At 65.5% G+C, this 17,577-nt stretch carries 17 protein-coding genes, 1 pseudogene and 1 riboswitch; of the genes and pseudogenes, 14 read left to right on the forward strand and 4 right to left on the reverse strand.

Annotation, left to right across the window (positions count from 1 at the left end; translation table 11 throughout):
* Positions 1–197: 197 nt before the first annotated feature.
* A pseudogene (locus tag IV454_RS33590) lies at positions 198–383 on the forward strand (methyltransferase domain-containing protein); the annotation flags it as partial.
* A 13-nt stretch (positions 384–396) separates the two neighbouring features.
* Here IV454_RS33590 and IV454_RS20225 read toward each other — a convergent pair.
* The gene (locus IV454_RS20225; protein ID WP_206087540.1) at positions 397–1,254 is read right to left on the reverse strand and encodes an alpha/beta hydrolase; all 858 of its coding nucleotides are present in this window, start codon (positions 1,252–1,254) and stop codon (positions 397–399) included.
* 143 nt (positions 1,255–1,397) lie between these two features.
* Here IV454_RS20225 and IV454_RS20230 point away from each other — a divergent pair, with 143 nt between their 5' ends.
* Positions 1,398–1,823, forward strand: coding sequence for a hypothetical protein (locus tag IV454_RS20230; RefSeq protein WP_206087541.1), 426 nt, complete (start codon positions 1,398–1,400; stop codon positions 1,821–1,823).
* A gap of 10 nt (positions 1,824–1,833) precedes the next feature.
* Here IV454_RS20230 and IV454_RS20235 read toward each other — a convergent pair whose 3' ends face one another.
* The 3 genes from IV454_RS20235 to IV454_RS20245 all read right to left on the reverse strand — a co-directional run bounded on the left by IV454_RS20235 (position 1,834) and on the right by IV454_RS20245 (position 4,548).
* On the reverse strand, positions 1,834–3,168 hold the full coding sequence (locus tag IV454_RS20235; protein WP_206087542.1) for a hypothetical protein: 1,335 nt from the start codon (positions 3,166–3,168) through the stop codon (positions 1,834–1,836).
* Between the two features lie 169 nt (positions 3,169–3,337).
* Complete coding sequence (locus IV454_RS20240; RefSeq protein ID WP_206087543.1) at positions 3,338–3,865, reverse strand: hypothetical protein; 528 nt, start codon at positions 3,863–3,865, stop codon at positions 3,338–3,340.
* A gap of 209 nt (positions 3,866–4,074) precedes the next feature.
* Entirely contained in the window at positions 4,075–4,548 is a 474-nt protein-coding gene (locus tag IV454_RS20245; RefSeq protein ID WP_206087544.1) for a cache domain-containing protein, read from the reverse strand.
* A gap of 97 nt (positions 4,549–4,645) precedes the next feature.
* Between IV454_RS20245 and IV454_RS20250 the strand changes: the two genes are divergently transcribed.
* The 12 genes from IV454_RS20250 to IV454_RS20305 all read left to right on the forward strand — a co-directional run bounded on the left by IV454_RS20250 (position 4,646) and on the right by IV454_RS20305 (position 17,577).
* Positions 4,646–4,834 (forward strand): hypothetical protein, encoded by a 189-nt coding sequence (locus IV454_RS20250; protein ID WP_206087545.1) that lies wholly within the window; start codon positions 4,646–4,648, stop codon positions 4,832–4,834.
* Positions 4,835–4,836: 2 nt separating this feature from the next.
* Positions 4,837–5,559, forward strand: coding sequence for a penicillin-insensitive murein endopeptidase (locus tag IV454_RS20255; protein WP_206092756.1), 723 nt, complete (start codon positions 4,837–4,839; stop codon positions 5,557–5,559).
* 66 nt (positions 5,560–5,625) lie between these two features.
* The gene (locus tag IV454_RS20260) at positions 5,626–5,856 is read left to right on the forward strand and encodes a hypothetical protein (RefSeq protein ID WP_206087546.1); all 231 of its coding nucleotides are present in this window, start codon (positions 5,626–5,628) and stop codon (positions 5,854–5,856) included.
* 67 nt (positions 5,857–5,923) lie between these two features.
* On the forward strand, positions 5,924–7,492 hold the full coding sequence (locus IV454_RS20265; RefSeq protein ID WP_206087547.1) for a DUF2138 family protein: 1,569 nt from the start codon (positions 5,924–5,926) through the stop codon (positions 7,490–7,492).
* Positions 7,492–8,157, forward strand: coding sequence for a DUF1175 family protein (locus tag IV454_RS20270; RefSeq protein WP_229521740.1), 666 nt, complete (start codon positions 7,492–7,494; stop codon positions 8,155–8,157). The genes IV454_RS20265 and IV454_RS20270 overlap by 1 nt, the downstream gene beginning before the upstream one ends.
* Positions 8,154–12,743 (forward strand): alpha-2-macroglobulin family protein, encoded by a 4,590-nt coding sequence (locus IV454_RS20275; RefSeq protein ID WP_206087549.1) that lies wholly within the window; start codon positions 8,154–8,156, stop codon positions 12,741–12,743. Before IV454_RS20270 ends, IV454_RS20275 begins: the two co-directional genes overlap by 4 nt.
* Positions 12,743–14,443 (forward strand): DUF2300 domain-containing protein, encoded by a 1,701-nt coding sequence (locus IV454_RS20280; protein ID WP_206087550.1) that lies wholly within the window; start codon positions 12,743–12,745, stop codon positions 14,441–14,443. The genes IV454_RS20275 and IV454_RS20280 overlap by 1 nt, the downstream gene beginning before the upstream one ends.
* A 40-nt stretch (positions 14,444–14,483) precedes the next feature.
* The gene (locus tag IV454_RS20285) at positions 14,484–15,242 is read left to right on the forward strand and encodes a YfaP family protein (protein ID WP_206087551.1); all 759 of its coding nucleotides are present in this window, start codon (positions 14,484–14,486) and stop codon (positions 15,240–15,242) included.
* A gap of 138 nt (positions 15,243–15,380) precedes the next feature.
* Positions 15,381–15,746, forward strand: a complete 366-nt coding sequence (locus IV454_RS20290) for a hypothetical protein (RefSeq protein WP_167086640.1) — start codon at positions 15,381–15,383, stop codon at positions 15,744–15,746.
* A gap of 66 nt (positions 15,747–15,812) precedes the next feature.
* Positions 15,813–16,178, forward strand: a complete 366-nt coding sequence (locus IV454_RS20295) for a hypothetical protein (RefSeq protein WP_206087552.1) — start codon at positions 15,813–15,815, stop codon at positions 16,176–16,178.
* A 53-nt stretch (positions 16,179–16,231) separates the two neighbouring features.
* Positions 16,232–16,458: riboswitch (cobalamin riboswitch) on the forward strand.
* Positions 16,459–16,609: 151 nt separating this feature from the next.
* The gene (locus tag IV454_RS20300; RefSeq protein ID WP_054267503.1) at positions 16,610–16,807 is read left to right on the forward strand and encodes a CbtB domain-containing protein; all 198 of its coding nucleotides are present in this window, start codon (positions 16,610–16,612) and stop codon (positions 16,805–16,807) included.
* On the forward strand, positions 16,798–17,577 hold the full coding sequence (locus tag IV454_RS20305) for a CbtA family protein (protein WP_206087553.1): 780 nt from the start codon (positions 16,798–16,800) through the stop codon (positions 17,575–17,577). Before IV454_RS20300 ends, IV454_RS20305 begins: the two co-directional genes overlap by 10 nt.

Below are 17,577 nucleotides of genomic sequence, written 5' to 3' on the forward strand. Positions count from 1 at the left end.
ATCCACTTGGCAAATGCCGGACCAGTCCGGGTGTGCTGTGATTGTAATGGCAACGCCGTAAATCGCAAAGCCGCGCATGGCGGCGCGGTTTACGCCTTGGGCGCCTTTTGCGCGCCAGCGCGCGGCTCTCCTGTTTCAGCTCTTGCTGGCAAGCAGGTACTCGACGTCGGCTGTTGCTGCGCCATCCTGCCGAATCGATGGCGCGCCACGGCGCCAAGGTTGCCGGCATCGACCTGGTGGAAAAGCCCTCGCAGATCGCCCGCTGGCATGCGCAGGACCAGGGGGGCGACATGCGCTACGTCTGCAGCAGCGCCCAGGCGTGGGCGGCCGATCACGCAGGGCGGTACGACGTTGTCACCTGCATGAAAATGCTGGAAGACGTGCCGCAACCGTCCTTCATTCGCCGGACGGCAGCAGCGGCGCCACCATGGCCGCCCAGCCGGCCTGCCAGCAGCACGCATGGCCGACGCCGGGGACCACCGAGACGTGCGGCCTGGCGCCAGCCGGAAAGCGCGCCGCGTACGACGCCAGCACGGCCGGCGGCACGATATCGTCATCGGCCCCTACCCAGTGCTGCTGCGGCACATGCGCCAGCTGCGCGGCGTAATCGGCCGGATTGAGCGAGGCCGCCAGCGGCGACAAGTGCTGCAGGCGCGCCCAGGCGGCCGTGTCCAGGTTGGCGGCCACTGTCAGCAGCAGGGCCACGTCGGCGCGACGCGCGGCCAGCAGGGCGGCCACGGCGCCGCCGCCGGAATAGCCCACCAGGACCAGGTGCCGCGCGCCGGCCCGCTGCTTCAGCTGGTCGAGCGCGGCGTTCATGCTGTCGATGACGTGCACGCTGTAGCGGGCATCGGTCCATACCGCGCTGCGGCAGGCGGGGGGCAGGGCGCCTGCCTGGAACTGGCACGGCCGCGCCAGATACGCCACCGCGCCGCCGGGATGGCGCAGCGCCAGTTGCAGCGCCACCGGCTGCACCGGCGTGGGATCGGGCGAGACGGTGCTTGCGCCCAGCCACGCCAGCCCGTCGCCCTCCACATACACCGTCAGCGTCGCTGCGCGCTGCGTCGCCGGGCTCCAACTGGCCAGGGCGAAACCGCCTGCCGGGAGCGTGCGGCGTTCCCAGCCTGCCGTGCGCGCCAGTGCGTCGGCCTGCTGAAGGCGCGCGGATGGATCGATGACGGCACATCCGGCCAGCAGGCTGCCCAGCAGCAGCATGCCTGTCCGGCCGCGCTCAATGATATGATCGAATAACATCGTGCCGGTATGTTTGGATATTCATACGGTCGATTATTGTCGGTACAGGACGTCATTGCCAAGTTTTATGTGTGTCGGCTCAGGGACCAGTCAGCGCCATTGTCGCGGTCCGCTCGCCGGCATGCTACCTTGAATGAGCGAGTATGACGACACCGGAAAACCCGTACGCACCGCCTGAATCGCTGCCGGCACGGTACGTGACACCGCGCCTGCGCCGGCTCGCCTATGTATTGGCGGCGCTGGCGGCCACGCACCTGTTGGCGGTGATCGCCAGCCACCACCGCTACGCCTCCCTCGCGCGCGGGGCCGCCGTTTCGGACGTCAACTGGATAACCAGCGTGCTGTCCTTTCTTTGCCTGTATGGCGGCGCCACGATCCTGGCGCGCGGGCATGCGCGCGGGCGCATGCTGTTTGTCGTCGCCGTGGGTGGATTGACGATGTCGCTGCGCGCCTGGTGGCCGTACAGCGAGGCTGCCATGCTCGTCATCAGCGCAATCGGGCTGGCGGCAGCCGGCGCCTTGCTCGCCCACTTTTCGCGGCAACAGCTGCGTGATGCAGGATTGCGCTGAGCGGGATTGCTCAGGGCTGCTCGCGCACGAGATTGCGCAGATCTTCCAGCGCGTCATGGCGGCACTCGGTGGCAATGTGCGGCGGCAGGCACTTCCATTCCTGCAGCTTTTCCACGGCGTGCTGGCGGCAAATGGCGCATGGGTTGGTGCGGTAGACCCATTCGGCAACGCCGGCCAGTGCGGGCGAACCGGCACTGTTGCAGACGTCGATGGCGCAGGTGCCGAGATAGTGTGCCTCGTCGCCGTCGACTCTCTGCCGTTCCAGCACGGCCAGGATCAGCGTTTCATCGCCGCTCTGATAATTGTTATTGAATAGATTGAGCTCTTCGGAATAGTCGCTCGAAAAATCCGGGTCATTAAGACGTTCGAGCGCCAGTTTCCGTATGCGCGGGTCGGTGGTGTGGGACAGTGCCACGGCTGCAGCGTTGCGCACGCCGGTCGAAGCGTGGCTGGCCAGTGCAAAAACGCGTTCGTCCAGGCACGGCAGTGCTCTCCTTCTGAACACCCATAACAATTTTTTGCACGCTTCTGGCTCGCTTTCGATGCGCAGTCGGTCGAGGATGCGGTTCAGGTCATCCTCGCTTGCCCAGCGCCCGAACTGCAGGAATCGCCCCCGTCCGCCCGCCTTGTTCATGCAGGCCGCGAGGATGGTCTCGAGCGGATTGTCGCGCATGAACGCTACGCCACGCCGTTTTGCGCTTGCGGCCGGGTCGTCGTTCGACGAGTCAGGCCGATTGTCACTGGCAAGCCTTTCTGCTTCCTCCTTGGCCACATAGGCGGCGACTGCCTCGTCGTTGGCCGCGACACGCTTGAGTTCCGCAAAAACCTCGTCGAACGTGAACGGGTCATCGATCAGGGAGTATAGTGTGTCGACCCATGCCTCGGGATCTTGCTGGAGGACTTTGCCCAGACGTCGCGCAATCTCGACGACGGCGGGAATCCCGTCGAGGTCCCTGATGGGCCCGGCACCAAGCACGCGGTCGGCAGAGAAAGTCTGCCCCCACACGCAAGCGCGCAGGGCGGCGGCTGCTTCAAGGTCCCCATCGCGGCCCATCAGGCTGGCCAGCTCGCGTTGTTGATCGCCATCGTCGTCATCGGTACTGTACGCCACCGCCGTCAGGATCGCCGCGGCGAAGCGGGGATACGCCGGCGTCCCCTTGAACAGGCTGTATATCCAGGCGGCGCGGCTGCCTTCGCACTGCCTGTCGTAGGTCTGGTTTTCAAGACAGGCGGCCAGCACCAGGTCGTCCACGCCGTCCAGGCCGTGCGCTCGTACATGCATGGCTGCGGCGCCGCGCCCATGGCGCAGGGCGAGGGCGAACGCATCGCGGCTGAGTTTTGTCAATTGAATAGATGCTCCGGGTAGTTGGCAGGCACGTTGCATGCATCAGCCATTGTAATTCATGCTTCCGGGCGGGCGCCGACACCGATGGGGCATGGCGCCCGGGCGTCCGCTGCACGCTCGGGAAGCGTGCTTCCCGTCGCGTGCAAGGAACGCGTCGCTGCCGCCAGGCTTATTTGGGGGCCGGGCAGGAGCCGAAGTTGACCGACTGCTTCGACGGATAGGCCGAGACAGGACCGATCATGTTGGTCACATCAGTGATGCTGATGTTAGACCAGCTCACGCTTTCCAGCACCAGTGCCATTGGGCCCGGGCATGGATTTTTGTCCGGTTTTGGCACCTTGAGCGTGATGCAGGCGGATACCGTATGGTACTTGTCGGGCGCATACGTGGCCGAGGTGGCGACGGTTTTCTTGACGATCGTATCCTTGCCCGGAGGGCAGTTGCCACCCGGATTGCGGCAAGCGTACGATGCCACCACTTCTGCCTTGGCAGTGTACGTGACGGCCTTGTTTTTCACTCCGATTTCTTTGAAGCACACTTTTACATCGCCGTTCTTCGGATCGATCGACGAGGTGACCTTCCCGGCGAACTGCGTTTTCGGTTCGGGAGGGGGATTGGCCTGAGCCGTGCCGAACGCGCAGAAGAGCGCTCCGCATACGGCCAAGGTGCGTGCATGATGATTGACTGTGGAATTCATGGTGTTGCCCCTTAAAAAGTCCAGCTGTGAATACCGCTTGACGGCTACTGCGCGCACACGTTTCTGGCGATCAAACGATCAGTCAGGCGGTCAGTGCGCGCTTTCAGGGTAGGCCGCTGGAGCAGCGGAATTTTGTCCGGTCGCAGACCATGTGGTTGACGGCGGCGATATGCCGCCATGATGGATTTGCCGCGTCCGCCTTGCCGCGCCTACTTGATGTAGACCCCGCCGCACACGACCAGGTCTTCGTACGGTTGGCAGTACATGGCTTTCGGTTCGGTTTTCTTGCTCAGGGGATTGGTGAACTTGTACTCTTGCCAGAACGGTGCGTTTTTCCTGGCCAACTCGATGCGTTCGCGCACGAATTCCTTGCCGTCTACATCCTTGATTTCCATGAGGTTACGGTTGATCATTTTAAGATTGGCGCCGTGCGCGCGCACCACGCCGTCAGTGCCGTAGATGGTGATGTAGAGGTCGCGGTCGGTGAAGGGGCCATCCTTGCGGTTGATTTCGGCGTAGGTATTGTCCCTGCCGTTGGTCTTGATGTAGGCAACGGTTTTCTTCACCATCGCCTCGGCCTCCGGCTTGGTGACGAGCTGGTCGGCGGCGGCCGGCAGGACAAACGTCGTGCACACGATTAGCGGCAACAAGATGCGCACGCAAACGGCTGGAAGGATGTACATTGAATCTCCTTGGAAAAAGCGCCCCGGTGGCGCAAGGTTCACGCTAGCAGTCACGCGGCCGCGGCGGTACGCTCAGTACTGCTAGTGGCCAACCATCGTGCCGAATCCGCTGGCGGCGCCCGACCGCAAAGACCCGATGAAAAAGCACCTGCTCATGCCCCTGGCCTGCCTGGCCACCGCTTCGGCCCGCGCGGCCGACGACGCCTTGCGCAAGCGTGCGCGATGCGCAAGAATGGCTCTTTCTTACAAGGAGGCCGGGCATGACGTGCCGGTCCTGTTCACATGATCATGCCCGTGCATGCTGTTTTCATCGCGCTGCTGGTGTCCGGCGCGGCCACGCCGGCGGCACGCGCCGCGCCGGTCAGCCAGTGTTTCGGCAGCGCGAGCAAGGGGCGCCTCGAAGGCGGCGTGAAACTGCCGCCGGCGGGGCCGAATTTTTCCGCGTACAGTGCCGCGGCCGTCGCCGCCGGCCGCACCCATGTCCATGCGACGGTGGCAGACATCATCCTGGCCGCGTACGCAGGTGTGAAAACGTCCAATCCCTCGGCCAGATATGTGTACGGTGAGACCGGCCTGCGGGAGGGCGGGCCCTTCGCGCCACATAAAACCCACCAGAACGGGCTGTCGGTGGATTTTTTTGTGCCGGTGCGCGATGCGCGCGGCGCTGCGGCATCGCTGCCCTCCAGCGCGCAAAACCGCTACGGCTACGACATCGAATTCGACGCCACCGGCCGCTATCAGGATTACCGCATCGACTTCGCCGCGCTCGCCGAGCATCTGTATCAGCTCGACGTGGCCGCGAAGGCGCACGGTGCCGCACTGGCACTGGTGATCGTCGATCCGCGCTTCATGCCGGCGCTGCTGGCCACCGGGCGCGGTCCGTGGCTGCGCGCGCATCTGCCGTTCATGAAGGGCAAACCGTGGGTGCGCCACGACGAGCACTATCACGTCGACTTCAGGCTCGCCTGCGCGCCGCTCGGCACAGCGGTCGGTACGAACGTGGCGCCATGACGCGCGCCATTGGCCGCATCGTACCGGCCGCCGTGGCCGTGGCGAGCGCCCGGTTCGCCGCTCGTGATGAAGGAGCTGTTCGGCTGGCTGAGCGCTGCCGGCTCGGGCACGCTTGCTGTTTCTTATTTCTGCGAAGTCAATGATCACTCCTGCAAAATATTGCTCGAACATCATCACCTGCTGGTTGCGCCAAGGTCGTCGGGCCCGGGTGCGTTTACTCACGGGATGTCGCTGAAAACTCACGGTACGGCGGTATTGCATCGCCTCCCGGAATGTTTCCTTTCTTTCATGACATGAAAATGATACTCTTCGCTATTATGCGAAAAACATCATTCCGACTGCCGCCAGTCACCATCGACACACTATGAACAAGAAAAAGTTGGGAATCATCGTTGCCGGCGTCGCCTTGTGCGCTGCCGCCGTGGCCGGTTACGCCATGTTTGGCTGGAAGCGCCTGCACCATGGCCAGGCCCTGAGCCTGGACCTGTCGCAGCCCGATGCGCTGATCGTGACCAGGAGCCTGTCCTCGCTGCCGCGCGACCTGCTCACCATTGCGCTGGCGCGCGACGTGCTGCGCGAGGACTTCGTCTTTTATTATGAGCAGAACGGCGACAAACTGGGCCTGCAAGGCACCCTGCGCCGCATCGCCTACGAACATGAACTGGGCTGGGGCGACCAGATGATCCGCATGGTACTCGACGAGCCGGCCGACGTGGCGCTGTGGCGCGAGGAAGACGGTTCGCTCAAATACTTCGCCATCGCCGTCTCGCGCAACAGCATGACGCGCCTGCTCGAACAAGCCGGCAAGGTCGCGCTCAAGGACACGCAGATGAAGCTGGCCGGCGAAATCCGGGTCGATGGCGACAAGGTGCCGGTGTATTCGCTCAATTATGCCCACCAGCGCACCTTGCTGATCGCCGCGCGCGGCTCGCGCATGGTGATCCTGTCCGATCCGGGCATGCTGTTCGGCGCTGACGGCAAGGCTGACGGCAAGGCCGAAACGACGGTGGCCGGCCTGCTCGCCGCCGATCCGAAGAAACAGCAAGTGTTGCGCCAGCAGTTTCATCTCGACGCCCAGCCTACCGATGGCCACAGCGTGGCGGTCAAGGCCGACGTGCTGGCGTTCGGCTATCAGCCTTTCTTCGGCGCGCTGGACGCGCTGCGCTTCGATTTCAGCAAAGGCCAGTGGCAGACGCGCGCGCTGGTCGATGCCGGCAAGCTGGCCGCCGGCGGCTACGACAACCGCGCCCTGTGGCCGGTCCTGCCGCACAATCCGGCGGCCTGCTTCGCCTTGCCCACCAACTGGACCGAAATGAAGCCGGTGCTGGGCGAGGTCGACGCCTCGGCCCTGGCGGCGCAATTGAGCGGCCCGGCCGCCGTCTGCTGGTACGGCAGTTCGCGCCTGTACACGCCGCTGGTGGTGGCGACGCGCAAGGCCGGCGGCAGCGATGAACCGTTTGGCGCGCTGTTCAAGGCCGCCATCGGCAACAAGAAAAGCGGCGCCGTGGAGAAATCGGCAGGCGCGAACGGCGCCACCCTGTGGCAGCGCGAAGTGGCAACCGGCATCGGCGCGCAGCATCCGACCTTGGCGGTGAGCGGCCAGACCGTGCTGTTTTCGCCCGACCGCAAGCTGGTCGAACAGGCGCTGGCGGTGAGCCGCAAGCAGGCCCCGGCGATTGCCGACCGTCTTAACGACCCATCGCGCACGGTGGGCCTGATCGCGCCCGCGTCCTTGGCGGAATTGATCCGCAAGGAAGCCTTCGATGCGCTGCCCTCTGCGCGCGAGCCGGTGCTGCGCGCCGCGGCCGACGCGCACCTGGTGCCGCGCCTGAACGCGTTAAAAAAATATCCGCCATACCGGCTGGTGCTCAAGTCGCTGCCCGCCAGCGGCATGAGCTGGCAGCCGGTCGAATGGCAGGCGATGGAGAAGTGATGTCACCGACCCGCCGCCACCTGCTGGCCCTTGCCGCCGGCTGCGCCGTAGTGCCCTGGGCGCGCGCGCTCACCGGCGCGCCGGCGCCCGACATGCCGGCGCTGCTGTCGAAGGCGCAAAGCCGCGCCTTCCAGGCCTGGATGCTGCGCATCGTGAACGCCCAGATGGAGCAGGGCCCGTCGCCGCGCTGGCAGCACCGCGACTGCGCGGGCCTGGTGCGCTTTGCGGTGAACGAGGCGCTCACCGTGCACGACACAAGATGGATGCGCGCCAACGGCATCGGCAGCGACGGCCAGCTGCCGCCCGAACTCGAACTCACGCCGGCCCAGCAAGCCTTGCGCAACCGCTGGGTGCAGACCGGCGGCACGGTCGGCCATTACGTCTCGGCCATCGGCCTGGTTCAAAACAACAGCCGCTTCATCGGGCGCGACCTGAATCAGGCGCAACCGGGCGACCTGCTGTTTTTCGATCAGGGCGACGAACACCACCTGATGGTGTGGATGGGCGCGCGCATCGCCTACCACACCGGCACCGTCACACCGAACGACAACGGGCTGCGTACCGTTGATGTCCCACAACTCAAAACCTGGAAGGACACGCGGTGGCAACCAGCGGTCGACAATCCCAACTTTGCCGGCATGTTCCGGCTGGCGTTTTTAACATGAACAATCGAATCACACGCGCCCTGGCGCTGCTGGTGCTGGTGTGCGGCCTGTTGCCCGCGCTCGCGCCGGCCCAGGAAACCGAAGCGGCCGATGCCGCCGCCGCGCCGGCCGCCGCGAGCCCCGCTGCGGGCGGCAGCAACTACAGCACCTTCAAGGGCGAGCCTTTTTTCCTGCTGTCCGACGCGGCCTATGGCAGTGGCGACGTGGCCAAGGTGCGCCTGGAAGTGCCGGGGCGCGACCTTGCGCGCTCGAACCTGGAGCAGTACGGCGGCGTCGACGTGCTGGTGTACCGCGTGCCGGAACCGCTCGAGTTCCTGAAAAAGCAGCGCAATCTGCACCGCGTGCAGGTCAATGGCAATTACAAGGGTGAGGGCTTGCTCAATACCCTGACCATGCTGTGGGACCGCTGGTGGAAGCAGTCGCGCATGGCCTGGCGCAAGCTGTTTTCGAGCGATGCGCGCAGCGCCGTCACCAGCGCCCAGCCCAAGCTGGCCACCAGCGAAGCGATCACGCGCCCGGTTGCGTTCCGCCAGCAGCCGCAGTACGAGCCGCTCAAGGGCTACGACCTGGTCGACCGCTTCCGCTATCCGGTCTGGCAGGCGCAGATCATACAGCCGCCGGCCGGCCTGAAAATGGAAGGGTCGAGCAGCGAGTTCACCGCCAGCAGCGCAGGCAACGTAATGATTCCGATCGGCCAGCGCAAACCCGGCCTGTACCTGGTCGAGGCGATCATCGGCGAACACCGCGCCACCACCCTGGTGTTCGTGTCCGATACGATGGCGATTACCAAGGTGTCGGCCAGCCAGATGCTGGTGTGGGCCGCGCGCCGCGACAATGGCGCGGCGGTGGCCGACGTCGACGTCACCTGGACCGACGGCAGCGGCGTGCTGCAATCGGGCCGCACCGGCGCCAACGGAGTCGTCTCGCTCGATCGCGGCAGCCCCGAACATACGTATGTGATGGGCGAAGACCGCAGCGGCGGCGTGTTCGTGTCCGAGAATTTTTACTACGACAGCGAAATCTATAACACCAAGGTGTACGCCGTCACCGACCGCCCGCTGTACCGGCCGGGCGATGAAGTGAGCGTCAAGTTCATCGGCCGCGAATTTACGGGTGCGCGCACTTCGCAGGCAGCGGCGAGTGCGCCGCTGTCGCTCACGGTGTTCGACCCGAACGGCACGCCGCTGCTCACCCAGTCGCTGCAACTGAGTGGCGAGACCGGCAGCGACACGCATTTCCGCCTGCCGGACAACGCCGGCGCCGGTGGCTACGAATTGCGGTTCACTTACCGCGACACCCTGTACGGCGCGGCCTTTCGCGTGGCCGACTACGTCAAGCCGCACTTCGAGATCAACCTTGTTCCGGCCAAGGCCGACTTCAAGACCGGCGAAGACATCAAGGGCCGCATCGAACTGCGCTACCCGGATGGCACGCCGGTCGCCAAGGCCAGCCTCTCGCTGACCCTGCGCGCCCAGAAAAACGCCATGGTCGAAGGCGAATTGCGCTACAGCGGCGCGTTCCCGGTCGAACTGAAAACCCAGGAACTGGTCAGCGACGGGAAGGGCAATGTGGACTTCGTGCTGCCGCAGGCCAAAGACCCGTCGCGCTATATCCTCACCGTGCTGGTCTCGGACGGCGCGGCCTACCACGTCAAGAGCACGACCGAACTGATGATCGAGCGCTCGGCCAGCCAGTACACGCTCAAGGCGCAGCGCCGTTTCTCGGCCCCGGGCGAGACCGTGCGCTTCGATCTGGCCGCGGACGGCGCCGCCGGCGCCAAGCCGGTACGCTGGGAGATGATCCAGCTCGAAAAGCAGACCAAGACGGAAGGCACTTTCGACGCCTCCAAGTCGACCTGGGACGTGAGTTTCCCGGTACCCGGCTCGTATCAACTGAGCCTGCGCGACGCCCAGAACAACCTGGTGGGCGGTACCAGCCACTGGGTCAGCGGCCAGGGCCTGGCTGCAACGCCGGGCAGCATCGAGATCGTGCTTGACCATGAACGCTACCGCGCCGGCGACACCGCCGAAGCGCTGATCACCTTTGCCGATCCGGTCGACCAGGCTTTGCTGACCTTGGAGCGCGACAAGGTCGAACAAGTCGGCTTGCTCGCCGCCGGCGCCGACTGGATCAAGCCGGTGAGGGTGGCGCCGAACCAGTGGCGCGTGCGCATTCCGGTCAAGGACGACTACGGCCCGAACATCACGTTCTCGGTGGCGTACACGCGCAAGGGAGACTTCGTGTTCCAGAACGCCGGCATCCAGATCGTCGAGCCGCGCATCGCACTGCAGTTCAAGACCGACAAGGAAGTCTATCAACCGGGCGAGAAGGTTACCATCGACGTCACCGCGCAGATGGACGGCAAACCGGTATCGACCTTGGTCGCCCTCGGCGTGGTCGATGAAATGATCTATGTGCTGCAACCGGAAATCGCACCCGATATCGGCGACTTCTTCTACCACCCGCGCCGCAACAACGTGCGCACCACGGCCAGCCTGTCGTTCATCAGCTACGACCTGGCGGCCGGCCGCAGCGCCGGCGCCCCCGCGCGCCACAACTACAACGAGCGTGGCGTGAAAGTGCTGGAACGCCCGCGCCGCGACAACGTCGATACGGCTTTGTGGGCGCCGGCGCTCAAGACCGATGCGGAAGGGCGCGCGCGCGTCACCTTCACCATGCCCGACGCGCTGACACGCTGGCGCATCACCGGCCGCGCGATGGATGCGCAGGGCCGGGTCGGCCAGCGCACGGCCTACCTGCGCTCCGACAAGAGCTTCTTCGCCAAGTGGACCGCGCCGGACTGGATGCGCGTGGGCGACGCGCCGCTGGCATCGGTGGCGGTATTCAATCAGACCGCCGGTGAACAGGCGATCGAAGTGACGCTCACCGCCGGCACGGTCGTCAAGACCGAAAAAATCACCGCCCGGCGCGGCGTGAACTACGTGCAGTTCCCGCTGGCGGCAAGCACTGGCCCGATGCGCCTGGAAGTCAAACAGGGCGGCAAGGTGGTCGATGCGCTCGACACCGACGTGCAGGCGCTGCCTGCCGCGTGGAGCAGCCCGCGCGCCGTGAGCGTGCCGCTGACCGGCGCCACGGTGCCTGTCAGCCTGCCGGCGGACGCGCGCAATATCCGCGTCTCGTTCGCCAGCGGCGCGGCCAGCCACTTCGCGCGGATTGCGGACGACCTGATCGAGTATCCATATGGCTGCGTCGAGCAGACGTCGAGCCGCCTGATTCCGCTGGCGCTGGGATTGCAGAACCTCGGCCCCGAAGCCGGTCCGGTCCAGCTGCGTCTTCTGAACACCTTGCAGGCGCAGCGCCTGCGCCTGGTGTCGATGGCCGGCCCCGAGGCGCAATTCGGCTGGTGGGGCAACGCCACGGCAGGTAACTCGCTGATGACGGCCTACGCCTATTACGCCGACTGGTACGCGGCGCGCGCGCTGCGCATCGAGATGCCGCCCGAGCACTGGCAAGGCTTGCTGGCCATGTACGGCAAGGAAGGCCTGAAGGAGCCGGTGCTGCATCGCGCGCTGACCTTGTGGCTGGCGCAGGAAATGGGCTTGCCGGTCAAGACGCTCGCTTCCGGCCTGGCCGACGAGTTGGCCAAGACGAAGCTCGACGCCAAGGCGGCCGCGCTGGCGCCGACCAGCAGCATGCTGTTGACGGCGGAAAGCGGCAATTCGCAGGCGCTGACCCTGGCGCTGCTGTCGGTGATCGCCACCAACGATGGCGTGGCCGTGCCGCAGGAGCTTCAGGAGCAGGTCGGCGCCGCGTGGACTACCTTGCGCGCCAATCCGGCGCCGCTGGCGCAAGCCTTGTTGATGCTGGGCGGGCAACTGCCGGTCAGCCAGGCCGACGCGGTGCTGGGCGCGGTGAGTGCCGACATGGCGACCCTGGATCGTGCACTGACCCTGGTGTGGGTGCAAAAAAAGCTGGGGGGGCCACCCGCGGCCAAAGACGCCGGTATCGCCCTGAGCGGCACCTGGCAGAAAGGCGTCAGTCCACTCGGCCAGGCGCTGTTCCGCTGGCAGCCGTCCAAGGGCGTGCCGACTCAATTGCAACTGGCTGAAGCGCCGCCGGCCAACACCGTCGCCGTCATCCAGTACGAAAGCCGCGCCGCCGAAGCGCATGCGCTGCCGGTGAAGATCGAACGGCGCCTGATGCGGATGGAGCAGAAAGACAAGGACTTCACCCCGGTGCCGGTCAAGAACGGCGAGGCCTTGCGCACCGATGCGCTGTACATGGATGAAATCACGCTCACCCCAGCCGCCGGCGCCAAGTACCGTTACGGCCTGCTGGAAGTAGCGCTGCCGCCCGGCGCTTCGGTCGAAGCGACCACCTGGGGCATGACCCTGGCCGGTGAGAAGAAGACAGCGCTGGAAGCTGCGCGCCATGAGTCGCGGCGCGAAGGCTATGTGGTGCCGGTCGAGCCGCTGGCCGAACCGCTCAAGATCCGCCACCTGCTGCGCTTCGCGCAAAAGGGCAGTTACGCGCTGCCGCCGTCGCGCTACTACCGCATGTACCAGCCCGAAAACAAGGCGCTGGAAGGCGAGGGCAAGACCATGCGCACCATGCAGGTCGAGTAATGCTGCCACGGACGTCAAGCTGCCTGGCGCTGGCGCTGGCGCTGGCGATGTCGGCGCCGCTGGTTCGCGCCGCCACGCTCGACGTGGCGTGGTGGCGCGACGGTCAGCTCACCGCGTTGCAGCTGGACGAGAACGGTGCCAGTCGCCGCGCCGCTTTCGACGGCGCACGCCAGGTTCCGCTGGGCAGTCTGTGGAAGCTGTTTGTGTATGTGTACGCAATCGACACAAAGGTACCGACACCGGACTACACCTGCGGCGGACAAAAGAACGAGGAAGTGTATTGCTGCGCCGCCGGCAAGAGCATCGGACGCGACCTGGCGCTGGCGCAGTCGTGCGGCCTGTTCTTTTCGCCCGCACGCCTGATGCTCACGCGCCGTCCGTGGCAGCAGTATTGGAGCGAGCGGCTGGGACGCGCTCCCGCGGGCGAATACGACTGGCTCGCCGATCCCTCGCACCTGACGCCGGAACGGCTGGTCAGCCTGCGCAGCCTGATGGTGGCGCTGGCCGCCATTCCGGCCGCCAGCCGGGCCGAGGCCGAGTCGGCGCTGCTGCACGTGGTGCTGGGTGCGCGTGGCGTCAACACGGCCAGCTGGTTCGGCAGCCGCCTGCGCGTGAAGACCTATTCCTGGCATCATCCGCAGCGTACCAGCGAGCGGCTGGGCGGCGCGGCCGGCTGGCTGGCTGACGGCACGCCGCTCTGGTTCGGCGGCGCCGATACCAGCAGCCGCATTCTGGAAAAGTGGGCGCCGCGCCTGGCCGACACCTTGCCGTCAGCCGCGCCGCGCGCCGATGCGGGCTGTGTGGTGGTCGACTATTTCGCGCGCTATCCGATCAAAAGTGTCGCCGCCGGCCGCACCGCCGCCGTGCCGGGACTGCTCAATGGCCCTTACCAGGTGCGTTTTGAAAACGGCCGCAGCCTGGCCTTCTTCAGCCAGAACGACATGGTCCTGGCGCGCGACCCCCAGGGCCGCACGCACCTGACGGGCCGTTTCGGCGTCAACGACTACGTGGCGCGCGTGATCGACCGCGAGGGCGGCACCGCCGCGCCGGAAGCGGCCAAGGCGCTGGCGGTGGCGGCGCGCACCTACCTGCAGCAGAACGCCCAGTGGGCCGATGGCTGCCAGCGCATCGCCGACAGCAGCGCCACGCAGCGCGTCAGTCCGCAGCCGGCCAGCGTGGAGGCGCGCGCCATCGCCAACTGGACCGACCAGCTGGTGCTGTCCGGGGTGGACGTGCGCTATCACGCCGATACGGCCGCGAAAGACACGATGGCGTGGAGCCAGGCCGTGGCCCAGGCGGGGCAGGGGCTGCGCTTCGACTCTATCCTGGCGTCGGCCTACCCGCGCGCCGACCTGACCACGCTCTCCGGCGGCGACTCGCAGCAATGCGTGCGCCTGGCGGGCGCCGAAGCATGGCTGGGGCGCGAACTGCCGCAATGGGAACGCATGTTGCGAAAGGAAGCGGGCTATGAAACGCCGCTTGCGATGCCGGCGGTATGCCAGCTGGCGCGCGGCACGCCGTATTCAGAGCAGTCGCGCAACCGGATTTATGTGCGCGGGCTGGCAAGCCGCGAAGACCGCATCACGTTGGCGCACGAATTCCTGCATCTGGGGCTGCGCAATCACCCGCGCGGGCAGGATGAAGCGCTGGTCGAACAACTGGCGCGGCGCCTGGTCGATGCGCGCCTGGAAATGCAATGAACAACACGGTGCGAACGCCGCAACCTAACCAAACCTGATCATGAAAATAGTATTGATACCCGCACTGCTCCTGTCGACCGCCGCCCTGGCGCAAGTGAAGATCGATTCGCCCAACAGCGGCTGGCGCAATTCGAAGGGCGCCAAGGAAGCGTACACGCAGGATGTGAACTATCCGGCGGCGTCGGTGAGCGTGCAGGCGGGGCAAAGCCCGACGGCCGAAATTCGCGGCCGCATCGCCGGCAAGGTCAAGGGCAAGGACAAGCCGGCCACCCTGGTCGTCAACGGCGTGGCGATGCCGATGGCGGTGCAGGAAGACGGCAGCTTCGCGCGCCCATACGCGTTCGGGCGCGGTTCGAACAGCGTGGAAGTGCGCTCGCCCGACGGCAAGGCCCGAAGCCGCAGCCAGTTCCTCGATTCGTACGCCGGCAAGACCCAGTCGCGCCTGCGCGTGGTGCTGTCGTGGGACAGCGACGGGACCGACGTCGACCTGCACGTAGTCGCGCCCGACGGCGGACACTCATGGTACGGCAACCGTGTCATGCCCAATGGCGGCGCGCTCGATGTCGACGTCACCACCGGATATGGGCCAGAGATTTTTTCGAGCGCCGCGCCGCCGAAAGGGAACTACCACGTCTACGTGAACTACTACGGGGCGGGCCAGGAGACTGGCATCTTGACGGTCGCGCAGGTTGCGATCATCACCAACGAAAATTCGCCGAACGAGCGCCAGGAAGTGGTTCGTGTGCCGCTGCGCGCGCCGGGCGAACTGACATTGGTCAAGTCGTTCGTGTTTCCGTAATCGCTGCCATGCTCCGAAAACAACGCCCCTCATCGACGCTTTGACAGTTCTTGAACGGCATGTAAAACTGTCGTCAGGAAATGTGATCCTGGCTGCGCATGGACTGCGATAGCCATTCTGATGAATTGGGAGTGCAAGTTGAGTACTGCAGCATGGATCTACGATGCCAGCATCGTTATCAGGAACGCAAGGCAACCTGCGGCGTTCAACGCGATTCGGACATCGTTCGAAGGTTGCGACTCCTTTTTCGCCGAGCGCGCGCGCGCGGAACGCGATTTCCCGGCATTCCTCGAATCGATCGGCTTCACCAGCCAGCGCCAGGAAGGCGCGCTGCTGATTGATGGCGGCGACATCGATATCATCACCAACTGGCTCATTCGCCTGTTCGACACGCTTGGGCCGTTCGTCGAAGCCGGCGGTGTGCTGGAGATCCGTGATGAAGAGGGCGAGCAAATGACCTTCTGCTACGACGGCAAGCAAATGGACATCGAATTCAGCGAATAAAATGACGCGGCGCCGCGCCGCGTCATGCTACATTGGCACTCCCGAAAAGTGAAGGAGTGCTGTGCCATGCATCCCAATCCCAGCATCGCCTCGATCCGCGCCCGCCTGCTCGGCGGGATGGCTGCGTATATGCGGCGCTGCGCCGAAGACCCGCAGAGCGAGGCCCCGTATGGCCAGGCCGAGATCGACGAGTGCGCCGGCATCCTCGATGCATACGCCGCGTCCGTGGATAAGCTCCCCAAGTCCGCCGCCCCCGCGGCGATCATGAAGGAAGTCGAAAAAGTCGTCCTGGCCCTCAATGCGTTCGATGAACGCTGCAATGTGATCGAGACCGAAGAGCGCGAAAGCCTGTGCGACATCATCTACCTCGTTGCCAGGGACGCGGGCCTGGACGCCGACGAGGACATCACCGAACAGTGGCGCGAGTGGTAAGCACGCGCGCCATGCGCGCAACCTTGCAATTTATATAGTCCCCACCTATACTTCGCCGGTAGTCAAGCTTCTGGTTCTGGCAAACGATCGTTTGCCGGATTAAATGGGAAGCCGGTGCGATCCCGTAATGGGACAAAGCCGGCGCTGCCCCCGCAACGGTAAGCGAGTCAAGGATGTGCATCACGCCACTGTGCTTAGCATGGGAAGGCGCATATCCGGGAAGAGGGCTGTTGCCCCTCCACTCGCCAGCCCGGAAACCAGCCGAAGCGGCAAGTCGTTTGTATCGCGGAGGGCGATCCAGGTGGATCGCTGCGTTCCGCACCCCATCTCACGTTCCTTCTCCTCGTACAAGCTCCGGTTGCCGGCCAAGGCAAGACGCGCGCGTCTGCATGTTGTCCGGCTCTATGCGCAGTGCTTTTGGAAGGAATGCCATGTCGTCGATCCGCCAGGTTATCACCACCGCCGATGAACAAGTCCCGTTTGCCGCCATCAGGGAGCGGATCGTACAAGTCATGTGCGCCGCCAGCCTTGGGGTCGTGCTGCTGTACGGCGCCGGCTTCGCTTCGATGGAAGCGCTGCACAACGCAGCGCACGACAGCCGCCACTCGGCCGGCTTCCCATGCCACTGATTCGTACCGCGCCCGCAGCAGGCCTGGGAACCTTTAACCGCATCATCGCCAGCGCGGCGGCAGCCGGCATCCTCGCCGGCCTGCTGCTGACCGGCGTGCAGCAATTGCGCGTGGCCCCGATCATCCTGCAGGCGGAGGTGTTCGAGAGCGCCGCGCCGAAGGCATTGGAAGTGGCCGCGCCGCACAGCCATGCCGACGCAGCGCCGCACGAGCATGGTCACGACGCAAAGCCCCACGAGCACGCGGAAGAGGGCGCCCATGAGCACGGCGGCTGGCAGCCGGACGACGGCATGGAGCGCACCTTCTACACGGCGGTAGCAAATATCAGCGCTGGTATCGGCTTCGCGCTGCTGCTGGCGGCAGCCATCGGCCTGCATGGCGGCGCAAGCGGCTGGCGCGCGGGCCTGCTGTGGGGCGCCGCCGGCTACACGGTGTTCTTCCTGGCGCCTTCGGTCGGCTTGCCGCCCGAGCTGCCCGGCACCGTCGCAGCGCCCCTGCTGGCGCGCCAGATGTGGTGGACCGCCACCGTCATGGCCAGCGCCGGCGGGCTGGCGCTGATGGTCTTCGCCAAAAGCTGGCCGCTCCGGATCGCCGGCGCGCTGTTGCTGTTCGTGCCGCACCTGGTCGGATCGCCCCAGCCCGCGATGCATTCGAGCAGTGCGCCGCCCGAACTGGCGCGCAGCTTCCTGTACGCGACCTTGCTGGCCAATGCCGCTTTCTGGCTGGCCATGGGTGCGCTGGCGGGCTACTTCTACAAGAAATTCGGCTGA

The sequence above is a fragment of the Massilia antarctica genome, from assembly GCF_015689335.1.
Classification (GTDB): domain Bacteria; phylum Pseudomonadota; class Gammaproteobacteria; order Burkholderiales; family Burkholderiaceae_D; genus Telluria_A; species Telluria_A antarctica.

Coding starts and splice junctions, on each gene's coding strand:
- IV454_RS20295 (WP_206087552.1), top strand. CDS start 15,813: ATGCATCCCAATCCCAGCATCGCCTCGATCCGCGCCCGCCTGCTCGGC.
- IV454_RS20255 (WP_206092756.1), top strand. CDS start 4,837: ATGCCCGTGCATGCTGTTTTCATCGCGCTGCTGGTGTCCGGCGCGGCC.
- IV454_RS20305 (WP_206087553.1), top strand. CDS start 16,798: ATGCCACTGATTCGTACCGCGCCCGCAGCAGGCCTGGGAACCTTTAAC.
- IV454_RS20240 (WP_206087543.1), bottom strand. CDS start 3,865: ATGAATTCCACAGTCAATCATCATGCACGCACCTTGGCCGTATGCGGA.
- IV454_RS20300 (WP_054267503.1), top strand. CDS start 16,610: ATGTCGTCGATCCGCCAGGTTATCACCACCGCCGATGAACAAGTCCCG.
- IV454_RS20265 (WP_206087547.1), top strand. CDS start 5,924: ATGAACAAGAAAAAGTTGGGAATCATCGTTGCCGGCGTCGCCTTGTGC.
- IV454_RS20280 (WP_206087550.1), top strand. CDS start 12,743: ATGCTGCCACGGACGTCAAGCTGCCTGGCGCTGGCGCTGGCGCTGGCG.
- IV454_RS20225 (WP_206087540.1), bottom strand. CDS start 1,254: ATGTTATTCGATCATATCATTGAGCGCGGCCGGACAGGCATGCTGCTG.
- IV454_RS20260 (WP_206087546.1), top strand. CDS start 5,626: ATGAAGGAGCTGTTCGGCTGGCTGAGCGCTGCCGGCTCGGGCACGCTT.
- IV454_RS20230 (WP_206087541.1), top strand. CDS start 1,398: ATGACGACACCGGAAAACCCGTACGCACCGCCTGAATCGCTGCCGGCA.
- IV454_RS20245 (WP_206087544.1), bottom strand. CDS start 4,548: ATGTACATCCTTCCAGCCGTTTGCGTGCGCATCTTGTTGCCGCTAATC.
- IV454_RS20285 (WP_206087551.1), top strand. CDS start 14,484: ATGAAAATAGTATTGATACCCGCACTGCTCCTGTCGACCGCCGCCCTG.
- IV454_RS20275 (WP_206087549.1), top strand. CDS start 8,154: ATGAACAATCGAATCACACGCGCCCTGGCGCTGCTGGTGCTGGTGTGC.
- IV454_RS20270 (WP_229521740.1), top strand. CDS start 7,492: ATGTCACCGACCCGCCGCCACCTGCTGGCCCTTGCCGCCGGCTGCGCC.